The sequence below is a fragment of the Pseudonocardia sp. Cha107L01 genome (genome assembly GCF_052566575.1).
This window is the reverse complement of the sequence record NZ_CP199579.1, coordinates 5,138,675-5,159,375: the sequence shown is the minus strand read 5'-3', so window position 1 is coordinate 5,159,375 and position 20,701 is coordinate 5,138,675. Positions and strand designations below refer to the sequence as shown.

Sequence of the window (20,701 nt, the reverse complement as noted above, 5' to 3'; positions counted from 1 at the left end):
AGCAGGGCCCGGCGGGAATGCCGGTGCCGCCCTGCTCCTGAAGCTCACGTGCCCGGGCGCGACGCCGCGCCTCACCCCGAACCGTCGCAGCCATCGCATTCATCGCAGGTGACAACTATGGATTTGCTCCTCCCGAACCCGGTACCGACCTCCGGCGACCTCCGTACCGCCAGGGCCAGGGTCGCCGAGACACTCAGTGACGGGTTCAGCGGCGTGCGTACCCCGGTGCTCGCCGGTGTGGGCGCCGCCGATCTCGTGGTCGACACGCTCAGCACCCTGTCGGTGCGCCTCTACGAACTGGCCGTCAGTCGACCGGCAGCTCGGCGAGTTGCCGCTTGAGCACCATGCCCGTCGGGTTGCGCGGCACCGGAGACGATCATCTCGTCGTCCCGGCCGTCGATGAACAGCAGCGCTCGAAGGAGAGCAGCATCGACGCGGTCCGGTGCGGCAGCTCGATCCCGACAAGGCCACTGCGCAGGCACAGCGCCGCGAAGTACGCCTCGTCCCCGAACCGCAGCGCCAGCTTGCCGGCCTCGCCCAGCAGCGACCGGGGATCCAGGTCAACCATCGTTGGCTCCTCATCCCCGCACCCGCCGGGGCCGCCGCCGTTGCCGCAGGTCACACCGGGGATCGAACAGCGAACCGGCGGTGTCGATCACATGTCGATCACGTGTCGATCACGACACCATAGAGCAGGGCGCGCACATCATCGAGGTCTCCGAGGCTTGACCCGCGTTGATCACGGCCCAAAGATGGCGCGAACGGCGGGGCGTGGGGTCGGTATCTCCGGCAGACCCCGCCGACAACAGCGGGGTTGAGATGAATCCTTTGAAGCAGGTGGGCGCGATACTCGGTAAACCGGTCGAGGCGGTGAGTAACGCCCTGAACAAACCGGGGACCGAATCGACGCCACACGCGATCGTGCGCTCGCTGCGCGGCCATCCCTCGTTGCCCGACGCGGTCCGCGACAAGCTGGTGCTGATCACCGGCGCGTCCTCGGGGATCGGCGAGGCGGCCGCGATCGCCGTCGGCGCGGCCGGCGGCACGGTGCTGCTCGTGGCCCGCGGTGAGGAGAAGCTGCGGGCCACCGCCGCCAAGGTCGAGTCCGTCGGCGGCGTGGCGCACGTGCACCCGTGCGACCTGACCGACCTGGACGCCATCGACAAGCTGGTCGCCGACGTCCTCGCTCAGCACGGGCGGGTGGACATCCTGGTGAACAACGCCGGCCGGTCCATCCGGCGGTCGCTGGCGCTGTCCTACGACCGGTTCCACGACTACCAGCGCACCATGCAGCTGAACTACTTCGCGCCGGTGCGGCTGATGCTCGGGGTGCTGCCCGGGATGCGGGAGCGCAAGTCGGGCCAGGTCATCAACATCTCCTCGGTGGGGGTACTGACCCGGGCGCCCCGGTTCGGCGCCTACATCGCCTCGAAGGCCGCGCTGGACACCCTCGCCGACGCCTGGCAGGCCGAGACCCAGGACGACAACGTCCGGTTCACCACGGTCTACATGTCGCTGGTCCGGACGCCGATGATCGCGCCGACCACGCTCTACCAGAAGTTCCCGGCGCTCACCCCGGAGCAGGCCGCGGGGGTCGTCTGCGAGGCGATCACCGACCGGCCCCGCCGGGTCAGCCCGGCCTTCGGCCGGTTCGCGTTCCTGGCCGACGCGATCACCCCGGAGATCCTGGACAGCGTCCGCAACCGGGGCTTCAAGCTGTTCGGCGACTCCACGGCCGCGAAGGGCCGGCCGGCGCCGGTCGACGACGACAAGCTCACGCCGGCCAGCAAGGCATTTGTCGAAGCCACCCGCGGCGTGCACTGGTGAAGGAGATGGACCGATGAGCCTGCCTGGACCCAACTCGAACGCCGACGTGGTCGTGACCGGTGCCTCCTCCGGGATCGGCACCGAGATCGCGAAGGGCCTCGCCCGCCGGGGGCACAACGTCGTGCTGGTGGCGCGGCGCAAGGACCGGATGGAGGCGCTGGCCGAACAGCTGCGCGCCGAGCACAAGGTCGCGGTCACCGTGCACGCCCGTGACCTCGGCTCGTCCACCGAGCGGGACGCCCTGGTCACCGACCTGCGCGCCACCGGCCGCCAGATCAGCGGGATCTGCAACTGCGCGGGCTTCGGTACCTCGGGCAAGTTCCAGGACCTCCCACTGCAGCGGGAGCGCGAGCAGGTCGAGCTGAACGTGGTCGCGCTGATGGACCTCACGCACGCCTTCCTGGGCGACATGGTGTCGGCCAAGCGCGGAGCCGTCCTGAACGTGGCATCCATCGCGGCGTTCCAACCGCTGCCGACGATGGCCACCTACTCGGCGTCGAAGGCGTTCGTGCAGACCTTCTCCGAGGCTGTGCACGAGGAGCTGCGCGGCACCGGGGTCTCCTGCACGGTGCTCTGCCCCGGACCGGTGGAGACAGAGTGGTCGGAGATCGCGTCGGCCGAGGTGGTCATGATCGGCCCGGCGAAGGTCTCGCCGCACGACGTCGCGGAGGCGGCCATCGTCGGCATGCTGGAGGGCAAGCGGTCCGTGGTGCCCGGCCTGGTGCCGAAGGCGATGAGCATCGCGGGGCACTTCGCGCCGAGGACGCTGCTGCTGCCCGGGATCGCGTTCGGCAAGCGGCTGCGGTCGCGGTCCTGACCGCCGCCCGGGACGCGTAGTACGGCCGGGCGGCCTACCTGACCGGCTCGGTGACGGCGAGGTCGAGGCCGTCACCGCCTGGTGCCACCGTGCCGACGACCAGCTGGCCGGCGACCAGCTCGCCGCCGATCAGCAGGCGGGACAGCTGGCGTTCCAGCTCACGGGCGATGGTGCGGCGCAGCGGCCGGGCGCCGAACTCCGGCTGGTGACCGCGCTCGGCGAGCCAGTCCACCGCGTCCGGCTCCAGCCGCAGCTCGATGCCCTGGGCCCGCAACCGCTCCCGCGTCTGCGCCAGCAGGAGCTCGGTGATGGCACGCAGCTCCGGCTGGCCGAGACCGGCGAACAGCACGATCTCGTCGATCCGGTTGAGGAACTCCGGCCGGAAGTGCCCGCGTACCCCGGCCATCAGCGGCTCCCGGATGTCCTCCGCGGCGCGGCCGGCCGCGGTCGCGGCGAGCAGTGCGTCGGCGCCGATGTTGCTGGTCAGGATGACGACGGTGTTGGTGAAGTTGGCGGTGCGCCCCCGGGCGTCGGTGAGCCGCCCGGCGTCCAGCACCTGCAGCAGGATGTTGGTGACGTCCGGGTGCGCCTTCTCGATCTCGTCCAGCAGCACCACGGTGTACGGGGTGCGGCGGACCGCGTCGGTGAGCTGGCCGGCCTCGTCGTGCCCGACGTAACCGGGTGGCGCACCGACCAGGCGGGACACCGTATGCCGGTCGCCGAACTCGCTCATGTCGAACCGGACCAGCCGGTCCTCGGCGCCGAACAGCGCACTGGCCAGCGCCCGGGCCAGCTCGGTCTTGCCGACACCGGTCGGGCCGAGGAAGAGGAACGAACCCACCGGCCGGTCCGGGTGGGTGAGCCCGGCACGGCCGGCCCGCACCGCGTCCGCCACCGCCTGCACGGCAGCGCGCTGCCCGACCACCCGCTCGCCGAGCAGCTCCTCCAGCCGCAGCAGCCGCTGCCGGTCCACCGCGGTGAGCTGGGCGACCGGGATGCCGGTGAGCTGCGCGACGACCTCGGCCACGTGCTCGGCGCTCACCTCGGGAGTCTCCGGGCCCCCAGAGTCCGGCACCGAATTCGGCACCGAGTTCGGCACCGGGTCCGGTCCTGGGTCCGGGGTGCCCATCCGCACCCGGGCGGCGGCCCGGTCGATCAGGTCGATGGCCTTGTCCGGCAGGAACCGGTCGGTGAGGTAGCGGTCCGACAGCCTGGCCGCCGCCTCGACGGCCGCCTCGGTGATCCGGACCCGGTGGTGCGACTCGTACCGGTCCCGCAGCCCGAGCAGGATGCCGATGGTGTCGGTGACCGACGGCTCCCCCACCAGGATCGGCTGGAACCGGCGTTCGAGGGCCCCGTCGCGCTCGATGTGGCGGCGGTACTCCTCCACCGTGGTGGCGCCGATCAGCTGCAGCCCGCCGCGGGCCAGCGCCGGCTTGAGCATGCTGCCGGCGTCCATCGGGGCGCCCTCCGCACCGCCCGCGCCGATCACCGTGTGCAGCTCGTCCAGGAACAGCACCACCTCGCGGTCCGCCGCGACCACCTCATCGATCACCGCCGTGAGCCGCTGCTCGAAGTCACCCCGGTATCGGGTGCCGGCAACCAGCCCGGCCAGGTCCAGCGCCACGATCCGCCGCCCGCGCAGCGTCTCCGGCACGTCGCCGGCGGCCACCCGTGCCGCGATGCCCTCCACGATCGCCGTCTTGCCCACCCCCGGGTCGCCGATCAGCACCGGGTTGTTCTTCGTCCGCCGGGACAGCACCTCGAGCACCTGCCCGACCTCGTGGTCCCGCCCGATCACCGGGTCCAGCCGCCCCCGCCGGGCGGCGTCGGTCAGATCCTGGCCGTACCGGTCCAGGGTGGGCGTCGGGCGGCGCGGCCGGGGGCGCCGGGCACCCGGCGGCGGCGGGCCGTCCGGTTCCGGCTCCGGGTCCGGCCCGAACGGGCCGGCTATCGACTCCAGCCCGTCGATCAGCCCCTTGACCAGTACCTCGAGCGGGTTGAAGCCCTGCTCGAACGGCTCCTCAGGCATCCGGGGCCTCCTTGATCCGGCGCCCGCGCGGGCGCCTACCCCCGATGGTGCCCCTCGGCCCGGCATCACGCAGCGGCGGAACGGCGGCTCTCGCGGCCGTCGCGGCGGCCGGGTCGCTGCCTGATGCGAGGATGACCGCATGACGACAGAGCGGTTGGAGGTCCAGCGCACCATCGCGACGGACCCGGCGACGATCTTCCGACTGCTGTGCGACCCACAGGGACACGTGGCGATCGACAGCTCCGGGATGCTGCAGGATGCCACCGGCGAACCGGTGACCACGGCCGGCGACAGCTTCATCGTGCACATGGACCGCGAGGCGCTCAACGACTTCCCGATGGGCCGCTACGACGTCACGGTCACGATCACGAAGTTCGAGCCGGACCGCGAGATCGCCTGGACGGTCCTCGGCAAGCTCCGCCCGCAGATCGGCCACGTCTACGGCTACCAGCTCGCACCGGCTGACGAGGGCACGCTGGTGACCTCGTACTACGACTGGTCGGACATCGACCCGGTGTGGCGCGAACGCGCGATCTTCCCGATCCTGTCCGAGGGCGCACTGCGGGCCACCCTCGGAATCCTGGACCGGACGGTGACCCGGGGCAGCTTCGCCGCATCGACCTGACCCGCCCGCGCGCCGACGGCACACAGCCCGGTGCCGCGGCACCTAGGTTGGACCGTGTGTGCGGTGGCCCGGCACTGTGTGCGGGTGCGGTGACGGTGACGGTGACGGTGGGCTTTACCCGGGCGCGTCTAGCCGGGCCAGGACCGTGGCCAACACCTCGGCGAACCCGTCGACCTGCGCGGGGGTCAGTCCGTCGAACACCAGCTGCCGGACGATCTCGACATGGCGGGGCACCGCCCGGGTGAGGGCCTGGCCGCCGAGCGGGGCGAGCACCAGGTAGGCCCCCCTGCCGTCGTCCTCGCACTCCTCGCGGTCGACCAGGCCGCGCTGCTCCATCCGCCGCACATGGTGCGACAGTCGGCTCTTCTCCCACTCGAGCGCGGCACTGAGCTCGAACGGCCGCATCCGCTGCTCCGGCGCCTCACTCAGCGCCACCAGCACGTCGAAGTCGGCCAGCGACAGGCCAGCGTCGGCCTGCAGCTCATGGTGCATCCGGGCCGTCAGGCGCGTCTGCATCCGCAGGTAGGCCCGCCAGGCGCGGTGCTGGCGCTCGTCGAGCCAACGGGTTTCGGTCACAGGCACTACTCTACCGGAATAGTTGACGTATCATCTATGTTGACGGCTGGTAGATGACGCATCAACCAGATGGTGTGGCACCCACCGCGAGAGGACCCGATATGAGCACGATGTCGCCGACCATCGACATCCGGCGCGCGCAGGACCGCTTCGCCACGAAGATCAGCTGGCTCGACTCCAAGCACTCCTTCTCCTTCGGCCACCAGTACGACGCCGACAACACCCACCACGGGCTGCTCCTGGTGAACAACGACGACACCGTGACGCCGGGCGCCGGGTTCGAGACCCACCCGCACCGGGACATGGAGATCGTCACCTGGGTGCTGCGCGGCTCCCTCGTGCACCAGGACTCCACCGGGCACTCCGGAATCATCTACCCCGGGCTCGCCCAGCGGATGAGCGCCGGGACCGGGATCCTACATTCCGAGAAGAACGACTCCTGGCGCCTCGAGGGCGACTCGCACAGCGATCCCGTGCACTTCGTGCAGATGTGGGTGGTGCCCGACGGCGCGGCGAAGACCCCCGGGTACGAGCAGCTGGAGATCACCGACGAGCGTCTGGGCTCGGGCCTCGTCCCGGTCGCCTCGGGTCTGCCCCAGCATGCCGGGGAGACGGCGATCCACATCGGCAACCGCTACGCGGCGCTGCACGCCGCGCGGCTCGCCCCGGGACAGTCCGTGGAACTGCCCGAGGCCCCATTCCTGCACTTGTTCGTACCGCGCGGCACCGTCACCCTCGAGGGTGCCGGAGAGCTCGTCGAGGGCGACGCGGTCCGCTTCACCGCCACCGGCGGACAGCGGGTCACCGCGACCGAGGCCGCCGAGGTGCTGGTGTGGGAGATGCACGCCACGCTCGCTGCCTGACCAGCCCGCCGACTAGCACTCCGCCCCCGCACTTTGCCGATCTCGACCACAGGGAGACCACGATGACCGCACCGGATACCGCCAGCATCGAGGCCGGGCGGGAGCGCCTGCGCAGCGAACACCTCCGCCCCACCGGGCAGCGGCCGCCGTCGGCCGCCCGCGGGTTGCACCACACCGCGTTGATCAGCAGCGACGTCGACCGCACCATCCGCTTCTACCAGGACGTGCTCGAGTTCCCGCTCACCGAACTGATCGAGAACAGGGACTACCCGGGTTCGTCGCATTTCTTCTTCGACATCGGCAACGGGAACCTGTTGGCGTTCTTCGACTTCCCGGGGCTCGACGTCGGCCCGTACGCCGAGGTCCTCGGCGGGCTGCACCACATCGCCATCAGTGTCGAACCCGGGCGGTGGGAGCAGTTGGTCGACAAGCTCGAGAATGCCGGCGTCGAGCACACCGTGCACAGCACGGTGTCGGTCTACTTCCGGGACCCGGACGGCGCCCGCATCGAGCTCATCGCCGACCCGCTCGGTGAGATGTACGGCGAAAAGGTGCTGTAGGAGGGTCCTGACTAATGCCGCTCGTCGCGAGCGGTGATCCAGTTGGCTGCATCGCAAGGCTCCGTCGTTCTCGGAGTGGCCGATACCGTTGTTGTAGCGGCCACTCCGAGAACGCCGCGGGGCGCCGACTGGGCGCCGCGCAGCAGAGCATGCATCGTTCAGGGCGCTCCCAGTGAGGCCGCGCCACGGACTGCCGAGGTGGTGGCTGAGCCGGACTGGCGTTGGTCTCGGTGACAAATGAACGCGCCAGGCTCGACACCAGACCGCCTTGTCGGTGACGCGGCGTTACCGACAGCGTCACAGCGGTGGTTGGTGCCCAAGTGCCAAAGTTCCCACGTCCGAGGATGTCCAGCCGCCCGGAGATCACTCGGCGTGATGCAGGCGGGCCTCCTCCAGATCGAGCTCCTGGCTGATCTCGATCAGGGTCCGCCGGGTGATCTCACCGTCGGCCTGCAACCGGCGCAGGGTGCGCCGCTGGGCGGCGAGCACGCGGATCTGGAGGTCGTGCTCCGCCGCCGCCGACGCCTCGCTGCCCGCCTCGTCCGGGTCCAACTCCCTGACCAGGTTGTCGCGGCGCACCTCGAGCACCTGCCGCATGGCTTCCAAACCCGGCGGTTCGTCCTTGTGGTCGGCGGCGAGGTCCTCGACCTCGCGCAGCGCGGCGTCGACCATCGTGCGCCGGGCACGCACGCCCTCGGTCCGTTCCCGTTCCGCCGGGCTGAGGTGCAGCCGGCGCAGCAGCACGGGCAGCGGCAGCACCTGGCCGACCAGGGTGGCCAGCACCACCACGACCGTGAGGAACAGCAGCAGGTCGCGGCGGATCAGCGGCTCGCCCTGTGGCGTGGCCAGCGGCAGCGACAACGCCACCGCCAGCGACACCGCCCCGCGCGGTCCGCACCAGCCGAGGACCAACCGCTCCGCCCGGCTCAACTCCCCGGATCGGACCCCGACCCGGGACACCAGCCCGGGTATCAGCAGCGCCCAGAGCAACCGGATCACCACGACCGCAACGACGATGCCGACCGTGGCCAACACCAGCGGGCCGATCGGGTAGTCGGCCACCGCGGCGACGATGTGCGGGACCTGGAACCCGAGCAGCACGAACAGGAACGCGACCAGGAGCAGGTTCAGCATCCGCCAGAACGTCTCCGTCTGCACCCGGGCCTTCGGTGCGATCACACCGCGACCCCGGACACCGAGCCAGACCGCGGCGGTCACCGTGGCCAGCACCCCGGAGGCGTGCAGCAGCTGAGCCGGCACGAAGGCCAGGTACGGGGTGGCCAGCGACCAGACGACCTGGCTGAGCGGGTCCCGGGTCCGTTCGCGCAGCCACGCCACCGCGATCCCGACGACGAGTCCGAGCCCGATCCCGCCGCCGACCTCGACGGCGATCCCGAGCAGCACCTGGGGGACCGTGGGCGGGGCACCGAGGTGGGACACCGCGATCGCGAACAGGGTCAACGCCACCCCGTCGTTGATCAGCCCCTCCCCCTCCAGCACGGTGACCAGCCGGCGGGGCACGCCGAGGCGCTGCAGCACGCTGGTGGCGGCCACCGGGTCGGGCGGGGCGATCGCCGCACCGAAGGCCAGCGCCGCGGCCCAGCCGATATCGGGGAAGACCAGCAGCAAGGTCCCCGCCGCGGCCACCGCGGTCGCCAGGACCAGACCCACCGACTGCCCCACGACCGGTACGACGTGTTCCACCGTCTCGCGCGGGTCACTGAAGAAGGCCGCGTAGTAGACCAGCGGCGGTAGGAACGCCAGCAGCACGACGTCCGGGGACAGCCGCACCTCGGGCAGCCCGGGCACCAGTCCGGCAGCTACCCCGATCAGTACGTACGCCGCCGCGTCCGGCACCCCGATCCGGCCCGCGAGCAGGCGGCCGACGAGCACCGCGACCGCGAGCGCGGCCGCGACGAGGAAAACTTGGCTCGGCACGACCTCGGGATTACCCGTTCCGCGCGGCGGCATGCCCGGACGCCGGGCAACAGTGCGCCAGGTCGCAACAGCACGCTCGCCACTACCCTGACCGGCAACACGCCGAACCCGATCTGGACCGCACCTATCCGAAGGGAACCGGGATGACCAGCGCGGACCTGTTGCTGGACGGCTTCGACCGCATCCAGATGCTGGTGCACGACGTGGTCGACGGCCTCACCGCCGACGACCTGACCGTGCGCCTCGACGACCGGGCGAACACCATCGGCTGGTTGGTGTGGCACCTCACCCGAGTGCAGGACGACCACATCGCGGGCGTGTCCGGCGACGAGCAGGTCTGGACCGCGAAGGGCTGGCACGACCGTTTCGGGCTGCCGTTCCGTCCCGGCTCGATCGGCTACGGGCACACCTCCGCCGAGGTCGCCGCGGTGCGCGTAGACCCTCCCGCGCTACTGACCCAGTACTACGACGCGGTGCACGAACAGACCGTCCGCTTCGTGCGGGACCTGCGTGACGACGACCTCGCCAGGGTGGTGGACGAGGCATGGGACCCGCCGGTGACGCTGGGGGTGCGGCTGGTCAGCGTGCTGTCCGACGACCTGCAGCACGCCGGGCAGGCCGCGTTCATCCGGGGCGTGCTGGCGCGTCGATAAGCCCGCCAGCCCGCCTGCCCAGCCCAGCCCGTCGGCCCAGCCCGCCAGTTCTCAGCCCGCCAGTTCTCAGCCCGCCAGTTCTCAGCCCGCCAGTTCTCAGCCCGCCGGGGCCGTCGAGAACGTCAGCTCGTCGTCGGCGACCGCGATCCGCACCTCGTCCCCACGGCTCAGCTCCCCGCCGAGCAGCATGGCGGACAGCCGGTTGCCGACCTCGTGCTGGATCGCCCGGCGCAGCGGCCGCGCCCCGAACTCGGGTTGGTGCCCGCGCCGGGCCAACCAGCTCAGCGCGGCCGGCTCGGTGTGCACCCGCACGCCCAGCTCGCCCACCCGCTGCCGCAGCTCGGCGAGCAGCAGCTCGGTGATCAGCCGCAGTTCGTCGTCACCGAGGCGGCGGAACACCACGATCTCGTCCACCCGGTTCAGGAACTCCGGCCGGAACGTCTCCTTCAGCTGGCTCATGACCTTGGCCCGGACCGTCTCGTCGTCACCGCGGTCGGTGGTGCCGCCGAAACCCAGGGACGTGGTGCTGGCGATCGCCTCCGAGCCGACGTTGCTGGTCATGATGACGACCGCGTTGCGGAAGTTGACGGTACGGCCGTGGCCGTCGGTCAGCCGGCCGTCGTCGAGAACCTGCAACAGGGTGTGGAAGACGTCCGGGTGGGCCTTCTCCATCTCGTCCAGCAGAACCACGGAGTACGGGCGCCGCCGGACCTGCTCGGTGAGCTGACCGGCATCGTCGTAGCCGAGGTAGCCGGGCGGGGCACCCACCAGCCGGTTGACCGTGTGCCGCTCGGTGTACTCGCTCATGTCGATCCGCACGAGCCGGGCCTCGTCGCCGAACAGACTCGCCGCCAGCGCCTTGGCCAGCTCGGTCTTGCCCACCCCGGTCGGCCCAAGGAACAGGAAGCTGCCGACCGGCCGGGCCGGATCGGCCACGCCGGCCCTGGACCGCCGGACCGCCTCCGCGACGACCCGCACCGCTTCGTCCTGGCCGACCACCCTGGCGTGCAGGTCGTCCCCGAGACGGACCAGCCGGTCCCGCTCGGCCTCGGTGAGCGCGGCGGCCGGGATACCGGTGGACCGGGCCACGATCTCGGCGATCTCCACCGCGCCCACCTCGGGTACGCCGTCGCCGCCGCTCCCGCGCGCCGAGTCGGCCTCCCTGCGCAGCTCACCGAGCTGGTCGCGGACGGTACTGGCCCGCTCGTAGTCCTCGGCCGCCACCGCCTCGCCCTTGTCCCGCTCGAGCTCCGCGACGCGGCGCTCCAGCTCACGGACGTCGTTCGCCGGCCCCCTGACCCGCAGCCGCACCCGGGCGCCGGCCTGGTCGAGCAGGTCGACCGCCTTGTCCGGCAGGAAGCGGTCGGTCAGGTAGCGATCGGCGAGCGAGGCCGCGGCCTGGACCGCGGCGTCGGTGTAGCGCACCTGGTGGTGGGCCTCGTACCGGTCGCGCAGGCCGGTCAGGATGTGAACCGAGTCCGCCACCGACGGCTCCGGCACCAGGATCGGCTGGAAGCGGCGTTCCAGGGCGGCGTCGCGCTCGATCTTGCGGCGGTACTCGTCGAGCGTCGTGGCACCGATGACGTGCAGCTCGCCCCGGGCCAGCGCCGGCTTGAGCATGTTGCTCGCGTCCATCCCGCCGCCGTCGCTCCCGGCGCCGGCCCCGACCACGGTGTGCAGCTCGTCGATGAACACGATCAGCTCGTCGGCGTTGACCCGGATCTCGTCGATGACCTGGGTGATGCGCTCCTCGAAGTCACCGCGGTAGCGGGTGCCGGCCACCATGGTGGACAGCTGCAGCGACACCACCCGGCGCCCGGCCAGCGCGGCGGGCACGTCCCCGTCCACGATGCGCTGGGCGATCCCCTCCACGATGGCCGTCTTGCCGACGCCGGCCTCGCCGATCAGCACCGGGTTGTTCTTGGTCCGCCGCGCCAGCACCTCGACGGTCTGCTCGATCTCGCTGTCCCGCCCGATCACCGGGTCCAGCCGCCCCGCCCGGGCGGCCGCCGTCAGGTCGATAGAGAACGAGTCCAGCGTCGAGATCTGGGGCGCCCCGCCGGCCCGCTGGTTCGTCCCGACCTGGGGGGCGGCCCGCGTCTCCAGCTCGGCCGCGGCGCGCTGCAACCCGTCCGGGGTGACGCCGAAGGTGCGCAGCAGCTGTCCGGCCGGCGACTCCTCGTTTGTGCTGAGCGCCAGCAGGACGTGGTCCGGCCCGATGAACTCCGACCCCAGTGCCTGGGCGACGTGGTGGGCGTCCAGCAGCGCCCGTTTGGCCGCCGGGGTCAGGGTGGGCATGTTCTCGGCCACCGGGCCGCCCGGGGTGAGCTCGTGGACCTGGCGGGCCAGCTCGTCGGGGTCGGCGCCGGCCACCCGCAGCAGCTCCGCGAGCAGGCTGATGCGGGTGGACGCCCACAGCAGGTGCTCGGCCCCGAGGTCGATCCCGCCCCGGGTGGCGACGAACTCGGCGGCCGCGGCCACCATCGCCTTCGTCGGCGCCGACATCAGCCGCGCGATGTCCACCTGGTAGGTCAGCCGGCGGGGATCGCCGGGCTCGCCGCCGAAGAAGTGTGCGATGAAGTCATCGAAGGACTCCGGCTCGGAGCCGAATCCGGCCGTCATCGCACCCACTCCCCGACCGGATCGCTGGGCCTGCGCCGTGGTCGCCTGATGTCCTCGATCACGCGGGTTGGTTACCCACGGCGGACCCGCCGCAACCGGAATTCGAGCACCCCGGGTGTCCGGCGCCGTCCCCGCTACGGCGCGTCGAGCCAGTGCTCGGGCGCGTCGCCGTACTCGCCGCGCAACGCCGGCAACAGCTCCTCGCGCGCGTAGTCCAGGAACTCCGGCTGCGTCTCCCCGCCGATCTGCACCAGGGCGACGTGGCTGAACCCCGCCTCCGCCCATGGCCGCAGGGCCTCAACGTGCTGTTTCGTGTCGGGTCCGCAGGAGATCGACGCGGCCACGTCCTCGGGCCGGACGAACTGGGTCGCGGCGGCGAAACCCGACGGTCCCGGCAGCTCCGCGTTGACCTTCCACCCGCCGGCGAACCAGCGGAACTGCTCGTGCGCCCGACGGACCGCCTCATCCTTGTCGGGGTCCCAGCAGATCGGCTGCTGGCCGATCTTCGGAACCCGTTTCGACGTTGCCGCGTCGAACCGGCCGACCAGGTCCCGCTCCGGCTGGACCGCGATCATCGCGTCGGCGTCCGCCGCGAACAGGCCGATGCTCTGCGCGCCACTGACCGCGACGCCGATCGGCACCCGCGACTCGGGCAGGTCGTAGAGCCGTGCCGAGTCGACCCGGAAGTGGTCACCGACGAAGTTCACGTCCGTGCCGTCCAGCAGGGCCCGGATGATGGTCACCGCCTCGCCGAACATCTCGTGCCGGACGTTGACCGGCGGCCAGCCCTGGCCGACGACGTGCTCGTTCAGGTTCTCCCCGGAGCCGAGACCCAGCAGGAAACGGCCGTCCGCGAGCAGGGACAGCGTCGCGGCCTTCTGCGCCACGACGGCCGGGTGGTACCGCATGATCGGACAGGTCACGTAGGTCATCAGCCCGATCCGCTCGGTGCTCGCGGCGACCGCGCCGAGCACCGACCAGGCATACGGCGCATGCCCCTGTTCCTCCAGCCAGGGGAAGTAGTGGTCGCTGCTGACCGCGAAGTCGAAACCGGCGCGCTCCGCCCCGACCGCGTCCGCGACCAGGCCCTTCGGACCACGCTGCTCGGTCATCAAGGTGTATCCCATTGCCACCATTCCGGGCCTCTACCCGTCGAGGCGGCGCTCAAACCGCCCCGGGCACCAATGTGAGCCGGTGCACCGGGCGGGTTTGACGGGCCCGGTCCGGGGCAACCGGTACCCCATGGTGGATACCGCGGTGGTCGACGTCGACGGCACTCTGATCGATTCGAACTACCAGCACGCGCTCGCCTGGTACCGCGCGTTTCGGCACTACGGTCTGACTCTGCCGGTGTGGCGGCTGCACCGGGCGATCGGCATGGGCGGCGACCAGCTCGTCGGGTCCGTCGCCGGTGACGAGGTCGAGGAGCGGCTGGGCGACGAACTGCGGGCGCGCTGGTCGGCGGAGTTCGACCCGATGCTGCACGAGGTGCAGCCCTTCGACGGTGCGAGGGAGCTACTGGTCGAGCTGCGGGACCGCGGTGTCACCGTGGTGCTGGCCAGCTCCGGCAAACCCGAGCACGTCGACCACTACCTGGAGCTCATCGACGGCAAGTCGGTGGCGCACGGCTGGACGACGTCCGGCGACGTGGACCGCACCAAGCCCGCTCCGGACCTGCTGCAGGTTGCCCTGCGCAAGGCCGGCGGGGACTCCCCGGTGATGGTCGGGGACTCGGTCTGGGACTTCGCCGCCGCGCGCCGGGCCGGCTATCCCGGCTACGCGCTGCGCACCGGCGGGTTCTCCGAGCAGGAGCTGCTCGAGGCGGGCGCGGCGGCGGTCTACGACTCGCTGACCGAGCTGCGCGAGAACCTGGACGAGGTCCTCACCGCGCACCGATGACTCACTGACGAAGCGCGTCGATCTTGGCCTGGATCGTCCTGCGGTTCTTCGTCCTGGCCTCGTAGGCGGCCACCGTGGCGAGCTCGACCTCGGACAGTCCACGGAGGCGCCGGTTGATCTCCTGGACGGTCAGCTCGTCGTAGTTCTCGATCGGCAGGTCCGCCGCGCCGGGCACCGGCCCCTCGGCATCGGCGCCACCGGGGACGTCGCGGACCCGGTCGGTCGCCCCGCCACCGATGTTCGTGTCGATGTCCGTGTCGTTCTCCGTGTCGTTCTCCGTGTCGTTTCCTGTGCCGCGGGCGCCGAGCCGCTGCAGCAGCGCGGGGAAGGCCTCGGCCAGCTGGCGGGTGAAGTTGGCCTGGGCGTGGGCGAACTCCCGGATCCAGTCCGAGCCGCGGTCCCCGGCCGCCTCCTGCGCCTCGGCCAGGTTCTCCAGCATTCGCTCGTAGGCCCTGATGGACTCCTCGCCACCCTGCTTGGCGGACTTCACGATTCGATCGTTGAGCTCCCTGATCCGCTCGACGGCCGACTCGACCCTGGTGCTCGACTTCCCCGACTGGCTCGACATCTCTGTCCCTCCGTCAACGGGCCGTTGGTCTACTCGGCCGGTACCAGTGGAGCCGCCCGAACGAGCGGGCGCACGCGGGATGACCCGAACGGATGCCCGAGGAGAAGGATTAGATCCGGCCAGGGGGGATATACGGGACCATGTGGGCCGTAGGCATCGTTCCGATACTCGTCCTGGTCGTACCGCTCGGCCTGCAGGTCGTCGAAGCTCACTGGGTCGAGCATCGCGGGGGTGTCCTACCCGGTACGCGCAAGCCTGAGAAGTCGCTCTCGGTGGTCGCCCCGCCGCGGCCGGAACGGCGCGGCGCCGCCCCGGCGCGCACGCCCAGGCCCACTCCCGAGCGGCCCTCGATATCCATGGCCGGGGCCTGACCCGTCAGTCGGCGTCCGTCAGTCAGGGTGTCAGTCGGGGTCCGTCAGTCACCGGTCCGTCAGCAGCACGGCTCTGCGACCGACCACGTGCCGTTGGCCTGGGCCTCCGCGAGGTCGATCCGGGCCGCGGTGTCGGCCGCGGCCCACAGCTCGGCGCTGTCCCTGGGCCAACCCACCGGCTCGACAGCTCCGTTCTGGCCGGGCGGCAGCGTGTGCAACAACTCTCCGAGGTTGCCGGGCAGCAGCCGCCCCAGCGGGCCCAGCAGGTGGGCAGGCAGTCGGGTGCCGAGAACCGCCAACGTCGCGCGCACCGCGCGCTCGGTCTCCTCCGGCGAATCCAACCCACCGAGTCGCCGCACGTCCGCGAGGAACTCGTCCTCAGTCATCTCGGCCACCTTCCCCCTCGGCCCCCGCGACGGGCCCGATCCCAAGTACCCGGGCACGCGCCGGGTACACATGGGTTGCTGAGAAATGCTCATGCCGGGCTCGGGTGGCGGTGCGCGCGGACTGTCAGTCCGGTAGCGCCCGCTCGAGCTGAGCCTTGCTCATCTTCGAACGACCCTTCACCCCGTGGCGCTTCGCGTCCTGGTACAGCTGCTCCTTCGTGCGGCCGCCCGAGCCGGAGTGGGAACGCTTGCCACCGCGCCGCTGCGGGGAGATGTCCTCGGTGGAGGTCCGGCTGGCCTGGTCGGACTCGCCCGCCTGCGCCCGGTTCTTGTTCACCGTGCGGGCCGCGATCTCTTCGGCGCGCCCCTCCCCGGTCCCCCGTTGCACCTGGGAGTCCTTGATGTGCTCGTACTGCCGCTCGCGCTTCTTGCTCCATGCCTGCTGAGGCACCAGCTTCCTCCGCTCATGATGGTTCCGCCGCCGGGCCGTCGGCGGGCGGCTCGTCGGCCAGGTCCTGCTCGAACGCCGGCGCGGTCGGGTCGTCGTCCTCCGACCGGACCTGGTCCACCCGGTGGCCGAGGACCCGCTCCTCGAGCTGGTCCACGGTCTTTTCGAGGTTGATCGGCCGCTCCGCCGCGGCCGTATCGCCCTGGTCGCCGTCGCGTTGTCGCTGCTCAGCCACGGGACGGTCCGTTCGCGGCGAACTCCTCGACGAGCGCGGCACAGAACGCCGGCAGGTCATCCGGATTCCGGCTGCTCACCAGGCCCTGGTCGGTGACGACCTGCTCGTCGACCCAGTCCGCGCCGGCGTTGCGCAGGTCCGTCGCCAGGCTCGGCCACGAGGTGATCCGGCGGCCGCGCACCACGTCCGCCTCGATCAGCGTCCACGGGCCGTGGCAGATGACGGCAACCGGTTTGCCCTGGTCGAAGAAACCGCGGGTGAAGCTCACCGCGTCCGGCTCGGTACGCAGGAAGTCGGGGTTGGCCACCCCGCCCGGAAGCACCAGCGCGTCGTAGTCCGCCCCGCTGACGTCCGAGACCACCTGGTCGACGGTGAACGTGTCGGCCTTGTCCAGGTGGTTGAAGCCCTGAGCCTCACCGGAGGCGGTACTGACCAGCTCCGGCGTCCCGCCGGCCTCGGCGACCGCCTTCCACGGCTCGGTCAGCTCGACCTGCTCGAAACCCTCGGGGGCAACCAGGAAGGCAACCTTGCGACCCCGCAGGGTCTGTGTCGAATTGGTCATGGATTCGACTACCCGGCGCCCCGGGAGACAAACCCACCCGGTCCGGGGCGCCCCCGACCTCGGCTCAGCTAATCGCCGCCGCCTCCCGCATGACCGGCGCGCATCTGGGTATCCATCCGGCATGGTTGAGCACAGCGCGGCTGAGAAATCCGGCGCGCCCCGGCCGCCCTGGGCCGGCGGCAGCGGATCGGACGACATCACCCAACTCATTCTCGATGACCACGAGCACTTCCGGCGGGCCTTCGCGCGGCTGGATGACCTGCAGGCCGAGGAGTCGCTGCCGGCGGCGGACCTGTCCGAGGTGTGGGACCCGCTCGCGGACCTGCTGGACGTGCACGCCATCGCCGAGGAGGAGATCTTCTACCCGCAGCTGCTGCGCAAGGGAGCCGATGCGCGGGACGAGACGCTCGACGCGATCGGGGACCACAACGACATCCGGGACGCCGTGCACGACGCTGCCCGCCGGCCGGTGGGCAGCCAGGACTGGTGGGCGGCAGTCGGCAGGGCACGGGTCGCCAACGACGAACACATGGCCGAGGAGGAGCGCGAGGGCCTTGCCGACTTCCGTCAGCACGCCACCCTCGGGCTGCGCGAGTCACTGGGCCGCCGGTTCCGCCAGTTCATGGCCGAGCACCACGACGCCCGCGACCTGGACACCTCCGACAAGGACCCACAGCGCTACGTCGACTCACGGGTCGCACCCGACCAGGGACCCAGGTCGACCACCACTTCCCGAGCCGACAACTCCCTCGGCATCGGCAGTCTGAAAGGACGCTGACCATGGACCACCTCCTGCGCGACATCGCCCCGATCCCCACCGGTGCGTGGGCACAGATCGACGACGAGGCCCGTGAGCGGCTCGTCCCGCTGCTCGCCGCGCGCCGGGTCGTCGACTGGACCGGTCCGGGTGGCTGGGAGCACTCGGCCGTCAGCTTGGGACGCACCCAGCAGCTGAGCGGGCCGCCCGGTACCGATGGCGGCACCGTGCGCACCCGGCAACGCCGGGTACGGCCGTTGGCCGAGGTCAGGGTGCCGTTCACGGTCAGTCGCGACGAGATCGACAACGCCGAGCGCGGCGCGCGCGACCTCGAGTTCGACGACCTGGACCGGGCCGCGCGCCAGGCCGCCGAGATCGAGAACCGGGCGGTGTTCCACGGCTGGCCGGACGCCGACATCGAGGGCATCATCGCGGCCGCGCCGGCACCCAACGTCAAGCTCGGCGCGGACACCCACAGCTACCCCGGGGTCGTCGCGGGCGCGGTCGACCGGCTGCGGCTGGCGGGCGTCGAAGGGCCTTACGCCCTCGCCGTCGGGCCGGACGCCTACACCCGCATCATCGAGACCACCGAGGACACCGGCTACCTGCTGCTCGACCACCTCACCAAGATCCTCGGCGGCAACGTGGTCTGGACCCCGGGGCTGGACAGCGCGGTGGTGCTCAGCCAGCGCGGTGACGACTTCCACCTCAACGTCGGCCAGGACATCTCCATCGGCTACAGCCACCACGACGCCGACACGGTGTACCTCTACCTCGAAGAGAGCTTCACCTTCCAGGTCACCGAGCCCGACGCGGCCATCGCGCTCACCAGCTGACCGACCCCTCCCGGCCGTCCTGGTAGGTTGCCGCTCGCTGAACAGTTGGTTGCCGCTACCCACTGTTCATCCAGGCCGCCGAGATCATCGCCGACGCGGCCGACCAGCTCGCCACGCTGGTCGCCGCCGAACCACCCAACCGGGAGGCGATCGCCAAGCAGATCAAGGAGCTGGAGACCGAGGGCGACGAGCTCACCCACCAGATCCTGATCAAGCTCAAGGGCACGCGTTCGCCGCCGAGGTCACCGCGTCCAGCCTGCTGTACGTCAGCGCGTTCGTCTTCGCCGCGCCGATCTCGACAACCCAGACGATGACCTCCGCGGTACTCGGGGTGGGTGCGACCAAGAGACGCTCCGCGGTGCGCTGGGGGGGTGGCCGGGAACATCGCGATCGGCTGGGTCCTCACCATCCCGATGGCCGCCGCGGCCGCCGCGCTCGTCTATCTGGCGGTGCACGCCGTCGTCGGCTGACGGGGACGGACCGACCCGGGTCAGTCGGGCAGCAGCTTGCCGAGCGGACCGAGGTCGAGGTTGAGGTCGCCCGGTTCGAGGCCGAAGTGCTCACGCAACTCGGCCATCGCGTCCTCCAGGTGCATCAGCCCCACCCCGAGCTCCTCGACGGTCTCCTCCGGCAGGTCACCCGCGTCGATCCGCCTGATCGCCTGTCGCTCCATGAGCTGGCGGAGCAGCTCCACGACGGTGAGCACCAAGCGGCCCAGGTCCCGCCCGACCGAGTCCGGGTCCGCGTCGATCCGGTGCGGCAGCTCGGTCACGGGCGCGCGGCCAACGTCGACACCGAGCTGATCAGGGCGCGCAGCGAGAGGTGCACCAGGTCGACGCCGGCCAGCGAGATGGTCACCTCGCCGGTGAGCACGACTCCCCCGGCCAGCAGGCGGTCCAGCAGGTCGACCAGCGCGATCTCCTCGCCGGGTCGCCCCGGCCACGGCTGGGCGGGCATCGGCTGGGCGGGCACCGGCCGGGCTCCGTTCGGTTGGGTGGTCACGGTTGGCTGACCTCGGCGAACGAGTAGGGCGCCCACGGCCCGGTCAGCTCGACCCGCAGGTCCGGCGACTCGAACCGGGCGGCGGCCGCGCGCAGGCTCTCCGCGTCCACCGCGGCGACCAGGTATGCGGCGTTGAGCGCCATGGGTTCGGTGCGCCCGGACAGCCGAGGGTCCTGCGGCGGGTACACCCTGGCGGCGACCGAGTGCCCGGTCAGTACATCGTGCAACCGCCGCGCGAGGTCCGCCCCGGCCTGGACGGCCTGCCGCGCCCGGTCCCGCTGGCCGCGCTTGCGCATCAGGTAGGCGGTGCCCGGTCCGCCCGCCGACTCCGCCGGGCCCTGCGGCGCATCCGGGGGTCCGACGGGCATGGCGTACGCCTTGACCCCCCACTCCTCCCGGCCCCGGACCCGCTCGAGCACCTCGGTGAACTCCGGCCGGTTCGCCTCGAGCAGCTCGGCGACGCCACGCTCGTCCCACAGGATCGTCGCCATCCGCAGCGGCGCCACCGGGGTCTGCCGGGCGATCGTGTCGATCACCTGGTGGTGCGCCCTCGCGGTCTGCTCCAGCCAGTCCAGGTCCTCGAGATTGGCCCGCAGCGACTCCGCGTCGAAGCGATCCCGGTCGACCAGGCTGACCACAGCCGCCAACTCACCCCGCTCGACGGTCGTCACGGCCGTCCCGTCTACGCCGGGGCACACCTCGAGGTGCCGTGGCGGGGCGTCGACGATCGCGTACACGTAGCACAGCGGGCCGCCGGTCACCGGTCCGTCTCCGCCCTGCGCGACCGCGCCCCGTCCAGCTCGGCCGGCGCGGCGGCTTCGAGCGCTTCGATGCGCTCGCGCAGCGCCTTGTTCTCCCCGGCCAGGTCACGCTGCTTAGAACTGAGCGACGGATCGCGCTCCCACCAGTCGATGCCGATCTCGCGCGCCTTGTCCACCGAGGCGATGAGCAGTCGGATCTTGATCGTCAGCAGCTCGATGTCGAGCAGGTTCACCCGGATGTCGCCCGCGATCACAATGCCCTTGTCGAGCACCCGTTCCAGGATGTCGGCCAGGTTCGCGGTCTGTTGCCGGGCGGGCGGCCCGGCGGTGTTGGAGGTCACGAGTCCGTCTGGAAGTGGCATC

26 protein-coding genes and 1 pseudogene are annotated in these 20,701 nt (G+C 71.3%); 11 read left to right on the top strand and 16 right to left on the bottom strand.

From position 1 onward, the window contains the following. Positions 1-117: 117 nt before the first annotated feature. The gene (locus ACTXG6_RS24175) at positions 118-339 is read left to right on the top strand and encodes a hypothetical protein (RefSeq protein ID WP_445181645.1); all 222 of its coding nucleotides are present in this window, start codon (positions 118-120) and stop codon (positions 337-339) included. A gap of 37 nt (positions 340-376) precedes the next feature. On the opposite strand, the gene ACTXG6_RS24170 is transcribed toward ACTXG6_RS24175, so the two are convergent. Continuing rightward, entirely contained in the window at positions 377-568 is a 192-nt protein-coding gene (locus ACTXG6_RS24170) for a hypothetical protein (protein ID WP_445181644.1), read from the bottom strand. Positions 569-870: 302 nt separating this feature from the next. On the opposite strand from ACTXG6_RS24170, the gene ACTXG6_RS24165 reads away from it, so the two are divergent. Next, the gene (locus ACTXG6_RS24165; protein WP_445181643.1) at positions 871-1,827 is read left to right on the top strand and encodes an SDR family NAD(P)-dependent oxidoreductase; all 957 of its coding nucleotides are present in this window, start codon (positions 871-873) and stop codon (positions 1,825-1,827) included. A gap of 13 nt (positions 1,828-1,840) precedes the next feature. Next, the gene (locus ACTXG6_RS24160; RefSeq protein WP_445181642.1) at positions 1,841-2,644 is read left to right on the top strand and encodes an SDR family NAD(P)-dependent oxidoreductase; all 804 of its coding nucleotides are present in this window, start codon (positions 1,841-1,843) and stop codon (positions 2,642-2,644) included. Between the two features lie 34 nt (positions 2,645-2,678). Here the strand turns inward: ACTXG6_RS24160 and ACTXG6_RS24155 are convergent, their stop codons facing one another. Then, a complete protein-coding gene (locus tag ACTXG6_RS24155; protein ID WP_445181641.1) occupies positions 2,679-4,676 on the bottom strand; it encodes an ATP-dependent Clp protease ATP-binding subunit in 1,998 nt (665 codons plus the stop codon). 139 nt (positions 4,677-4,815) lie between these two features. Here ACTXG6_RS24155 and ACTXG6_RS24150 point away from each other — a divergent pair, with 139 nt between their 5' ends. Continuing rightward, a complete protein-coding gene (locus ACTXG6_RS24150) occupies positions 4,816-5,301 on the top strand; it encodes an SRPBCC family protein (protein ID WP_445181640.1) in 486 nt (161 codons plus the stop codon). Between the two features lie 114 nt (positions 5,302-5,415). On the opposite strand, the gene ACTXG6_RS24145 is transcribed toward ACTXG6_RS24150, so the two are convergent. After that, positions 5,416-5,877: a MarR family winged helix-turn-helix transcriptional regulator gene (locus ACTXG6_RS24145; RefSeq protein ID WP_445181639.1), complete on the bottom strand. Its 462-nt coding sequence runs from the start codon at positions 5,875-5,877 to the stop codon at positions 5,416-5,418. Positions 5,878-5,978: 101 nt separating this feature from the next. On the opposite strand from ACTXG6_RS24145, the gene ACTXG6_RS24140 reads away from it, so the two are divergent. Further along, the gene (locus tag ACTXG6_RS24140; RefSeq protein WP_445181638.1) at positions 5,979-6,740 is read left to right on the top strand and encodes a pirin family protein; all 762 of its coding nucleotides are present in this window, start codon (positions 5,979-5,981) and stop codon (positions 6,738-6,740) included. A gap of 62 nt (positions 6,741-6,802) precedes the next feature. Further along, positions 6,803-7,300, top strand: a complete 498-nt coding sequence (locus ACTXG6_RS24135) for a VOC family protein (protein WP_445181637.1) — start codon at positions 6,803-6,805, stop codon at positions 7,298-7,300. Between the two features lie 363 nt (positions 7,301-7,663). On the opposite strand, the gene ACTXG6_RS24130 is transcribed toward ACTXG6_RS24135, so the two are convergent. Further along, positions 7,664-9,238, bottom strand: a complete 1,575-nt coding sequence (locus ACTXG6_RS24130; protein WP_445181636.1) for a Na+/H+ antiporter — start codon at positions 9,236-9,238, stop codon at positions 7,664-7,666. 143 nt (positions 9,239-9,381) lie between these two features. On the opposite strand from ACTXG6_RS24130, the gene ACTXG6_RS24125 reads away from it, so the two are divergent. Continuing rightward, the gene (locus tag ACTXG6_RS24125; RefSeq protein WP_445181635.1) at positions 9,382-9,891 is read left to right on the top strand and encodes a mycothiol transferase; all 510 of its coding nucleotides are present in this window, start codon (positions 9,382-9,384) and stop codon (positions 9,889-9,891) included. A 96-nt stretch (positions 9,892-9,987) separates the two neighbouring features. On the opposite strand, the gene ACTXG6_RS24120 is transcribed toward ACTXG6_RS24125, so the two are convergent. Both ACTXG6_RS24120 and ACTXG6_RS24115 read right to left on the bottom strand, forming a co-directional pair. Next, positions 9,988-12,513: an ATP-dependent Clp protease ATP-binding subunit gene (locus tag ACTXG6_RS24120; RefSeq protein ID WP_445181634.1), complete on the bottom strand. Its 2,526-nt coding sequence runs from the start codon at positions 12,511-12,513 to the stop codon at positions 9,988-9,990. Positions 12,514-12,647: 134 nt separating this feature from the next. Further along, positions 12,648-13,646, bottom strand: coding sequence for a TIGR03557 family F420-dependent LLM class oxidoreductase (locus tag ACTXG6_RS24115; RefSeq protein ID WP_445190100.1), 999 nt, complete (start codon positions 13,644-13,646; stop codon positions 12,648-12,650). Between the two features lie 109 nt (positions 13,647-13,755). Here ACTXG6_RS24115 and ACTXG6_RS24110 point away from each other — a divergent pair, with 109 nt between their 5' ends. Beyond that, positions 13,756-14,412: an HAD family hydrolase gene (locus tag ACTXG6_RS24110; RefSeq protein ID WP_445181633.1), complete on the top strand. Its 657-nt coding sequence runs from the start codon at positions 13,756-13,758 to the stop codon at positions 14,410-14,412. 1 nt (position 14,413) lies between these two features. On the opposite strand, the gene ACTXG6_RS24105 is transcribed toward ACTXG6_RS24110, so the two are convergent. From ACTXG6_RS24105 to ACTXG6_RS24085, 5 genes are all read right to left on the bottom strand, one after another. Further along, entirely contained in the window at positions 14,414-14,980 is a 567-nt protein-coding gene (locus ACTXG6_RS24105) for a hypothetical protein (protein ID WP_445181632.1), read from the bottom strand. Between the two features lie 430 nt (positions 14,981-15,410). Further along, a complete protein-coding gene (locus ACTXG6_RS24100; RefSeq protein WP_445181631.1) occupies positions 15,411-15,737 on the bottom strand; it encodes a DUF2267 domain-containing protein in 327 nt (108 codons plus the stop codon). A gap of 124 nt (positions 15,738-15,861) precedes the next feature. Then, positions 15,862-16,188, bottom strand: coding sequence for a plasmid stabilization protein (locus tag ACTXG6_RS24095; protein WP_445181630.1), 327 nt, complete (start codon positions 16,186-16,188; stop codon positions 15,862-15,864). Between the two features lie 13 nt (positions 16,189-16,201). Further along, positions 16,202-16,420: a hypothetical protein gene (locus ACTXG6_RS24090; RefSeq protein WP_445181629.1), complete on the bottom strand. Its 219-nt coding sequence runs from the start codon at positions 16,418-16,420 to the stop codon at positions 16,202-16,204. Continuing rightward, complete coding sequence (locus tag ACTXG6_RS24085; RefSeq protein ID WP_445181628.1) at positions 16,413-16,982, bottom strand: type 1 glutamine amidotransferase domain-containing protein; 570 nt, start codon at positions 16,980-16,982, stop codon at positions 16,413-16,415. Before ACTXG6_RS24085 ends, ACTXG6_RS24090 begins: the two co-directional genes overlap by 8 nt. Positions 16,983-17,103: 121 nt before the next feature. Here ACTXG6_RS24085 and ACTXG6_RS24080 point away from each other — a divergent pair, with 121 nt between their 5' ends. Beyond that, positions 17,104-17,760, top strand: a complete 657-nt coding sequence (locus ACTXG6_RS24080) for a hemerythrin domain-containing protein (protein ID WP_445181627.1) — start codon at positions 17,104-17,106, stop codon at positions 17,758-17,760. A gap of 2 nt (positions 17,761-17,762) precedes the next feature. Beyond that, entirely contained in the window at positions 17,763-18,575 is an 813-nt protein-coding gene (locus ACTXG6_RS24075; protein ID WP_445181626.1) for a family 1 encapsulin nanocompartment shell protein, read from the top strand. 55 nt (positions 18,576-18,630) lie between these two features. Here ACTXG6_RS24075 and ACTXG6_RS24070 read toward each other — a convergent pair whose 3' ends face one another. After that, positions 18,631-18,771: a hypothetical protein gene (locus ACTXG6_RS24070; RefSeq protein ID WP_445181625.1), complete on the bottom strand. Its 141-nt coding sequence runs from the start codon at positions 18,769-18,771 to the stop codon at positions 18,631-18,633. A 60-nt stretch (positions 18,772-18,831) separates the two neighbouring features. Between ACTXG6_RS24070 and ACTXG6_RS24065 the strand changes: the two are divergent. Then, positions 18,832-18,885 (top strand): annotated as a pseudogene (locus ACTXG6_RS24065) (hypothetical protein); the annotation flags it as partial. Between the two features lie 180 nt (positions 18,886-19,065). Here the strand turns inward: ACTXG6_RS24065 and ACTXG6_RS24060 are convergent. The 4 genes from ACTXG6_RS24060 to ACTXG6_RS24045 are packed head-to-tail and all read right to left on the bottom strand — an operon-like array spanning position 19,066 to position 20,700. Next, positions 19,066-19,347 (bottom strand): gas vesicle protein K, encoded by a 282-nt coding sequence (locus ACTXG6_RS24060; RefSeq protein WP_445181624.1) that lies wholly within the window; start codon positions 19,345-19,347, stop codon positions 19,066-19,068. After that, complete coding sequence (locus tag ACTXG6_RS24055; RefSeq protein WP_445190099.1) at positions 19,344-19,532, bottom strand: gas vesicle protein; 189 nt, start codon at positions 19,530-19,532, stop codon at positions 19,344-19,346. Before ACTXG6_RS24055 ends, ACTXG6_RS24060 begins: the two co-directional genes overlap by 4 nt. A 41-nt stretch (positions 19,533-19,573) precedes the next feature. After that, entirely contained in the window at positions 19,574-20,338 is a 765-nt protein-coding gene (locus tag ACTXG6_RS24050; RefSeq protein ID WP_445181623.1) for a GvpL/GvpF family gas vesicle protein, read from the bottom strand. Next, positions 20,335-20,700, bottom strand: coding sequence for a gas vesicle protein (locus ACTXG6_RS24045; RefSeq protein WP_445181622.1), 366 nt, complete (start codon positions 20,698-20,700; stop codon positions 20,335-20,337). Before ACTXG6_RS24045 ends, ACTXG6_RS24050 begins: the two co-directional genes overlap by 4 nt. Position 20,701 lies beyond the last annotated feature (1 nt).

What these genes read in the sequence shown, in the direction of transcription:
- ACTXG6_RS24055 (WP_445190099.1), bottom strand. Translation starts at nt 19,532, where the DNA reads ATGCCCGCCCAGCCGTGGCCGGGGCGACCCGGCGAGGAGATCGCGCTG.
- ACTXG6_RS24100 (WP_445181631.1), bottom strand. Translation starts at nt 15,737, where the DNA reads ATGACTGAGGACGAGTTCCTCGCGGACGTGCGGCGACTCGGTGGGTTG.
- ACTXG6_RS24170 (WP_445181644.1), bottom strand. Translation starts at nt 568, where the DNA reads ATGGTTGACCTGGATCCCCGGTCGCTGCTGGGCGAGGCCGGCAAGCTG.
- ACTXG6_RS24085 (WP_445181628.1), bottom strand. Translation starts at nt 16,982, where the DNA reads ATGACCAATTCGACACAGACCCTGCGGGGTCGCAAGGTTGCCTTCCTG.
- ACTXG6_RS24125 (WP_445181635.1), top strand. Translation starts at nt 9,382, where the DNA reads ATGACCAGCGCGGACCTGTTGCTGGACGGCTTCGACCGCATCCAGATG.
- ACTXG6_RS24160 (WP_445181642.1), top strand. Translation starts at nt 1,841, where the DNA reads ATGAGCCTGCCTGGACCCAACTCGAACGCCGACGTGGTCGTGACCGGT.
- ACTXG6_RS24140 (WP_445181638.1), top strand. Translation starts at nt 5,979, where the DNA reads ATGAGCACGATGTCGCCGACCATCGACATCCGGCGCGCGCAGGACCGC.
- ACTXG6_RS24110 (WP_445181633.1), top strand. Translation starts at nt 13,756, where the DNA reads ATGGTGGATACCGCGGTGGTCGACGTCGACGGCACTCTGATCGATTCG.
- ACTXG6_RS24175 (WP_445181645.1), top strand. Translation starts at nt 118, where the DNA reads ATGGATTTGCTCCTCCCGAACCCGGTACCGACCTCCGGCGACCTCCGT.
- ACTXG6_RS24045 (WP_445181622.1), bottom strand. Translation starts at nt 20,700, where the DNA reads ATGCCACTTCCAGACGGACTCGTGACCTCCAACACCGCCGGGCCGCCC.
- ACTXG6_RS24080 (WP_445181627.1), top strand. Translation starts at nt 17,104, where the DNA reads ATGGTTGAGCACAGCGCGGCTGAGAAATCCGGCGCGCCCCGGCCGCCC.
- ACTXG6_RS24075 (WP_445181626.1), top strand. Translation starts at nt 17,763, where the DNA reads ATGGACCACCTCCTGCGCGACATCGCCCCGATCCCCACCGGTGCGTGG.
- ACTXG6_RS24135 (WP_445181637.1), top strand. Translation starts at nt 6,803, where the DNA reads ATGACCGCACCGGATACCGCCAGCATCGAGGCCGGGCGGGAGCGCCTG.
- ACTXG6_RS24150 (WP_445181640.1), top strand. Translation starts at nt 4,816, where the DNA reads ATGACGACAGAGCGGTTGGAGGTCCAGCGCACCATCGCGACGGACCCG.
- ACTXG6_RS24155 (WP_445181641.1), bottom strand. Translation starts at nt 4,676, where the DNA reads ATGCCTGAGGAGCCGTTCGAGCAGGGCTTCAACCCGCTCGAGGTACTG.
- ACTXG6_RS24105 (WP_445181632.1), bottom strand. Translation starts at nt 14,980, where the DNA reads ATGTCGAGCCAGTCGGGGAAGTCGAGCACCAGGGTCGAGTCGGCCGTC.
- ACTXG6_RS24120 (WP_445181634.1), bottom strand. Translation starts at nt 12,513, where the DNA reads ATGACGGCCGGATTCGGCTCCGAGCCGGAGTCCTTCGATGACTTCATC.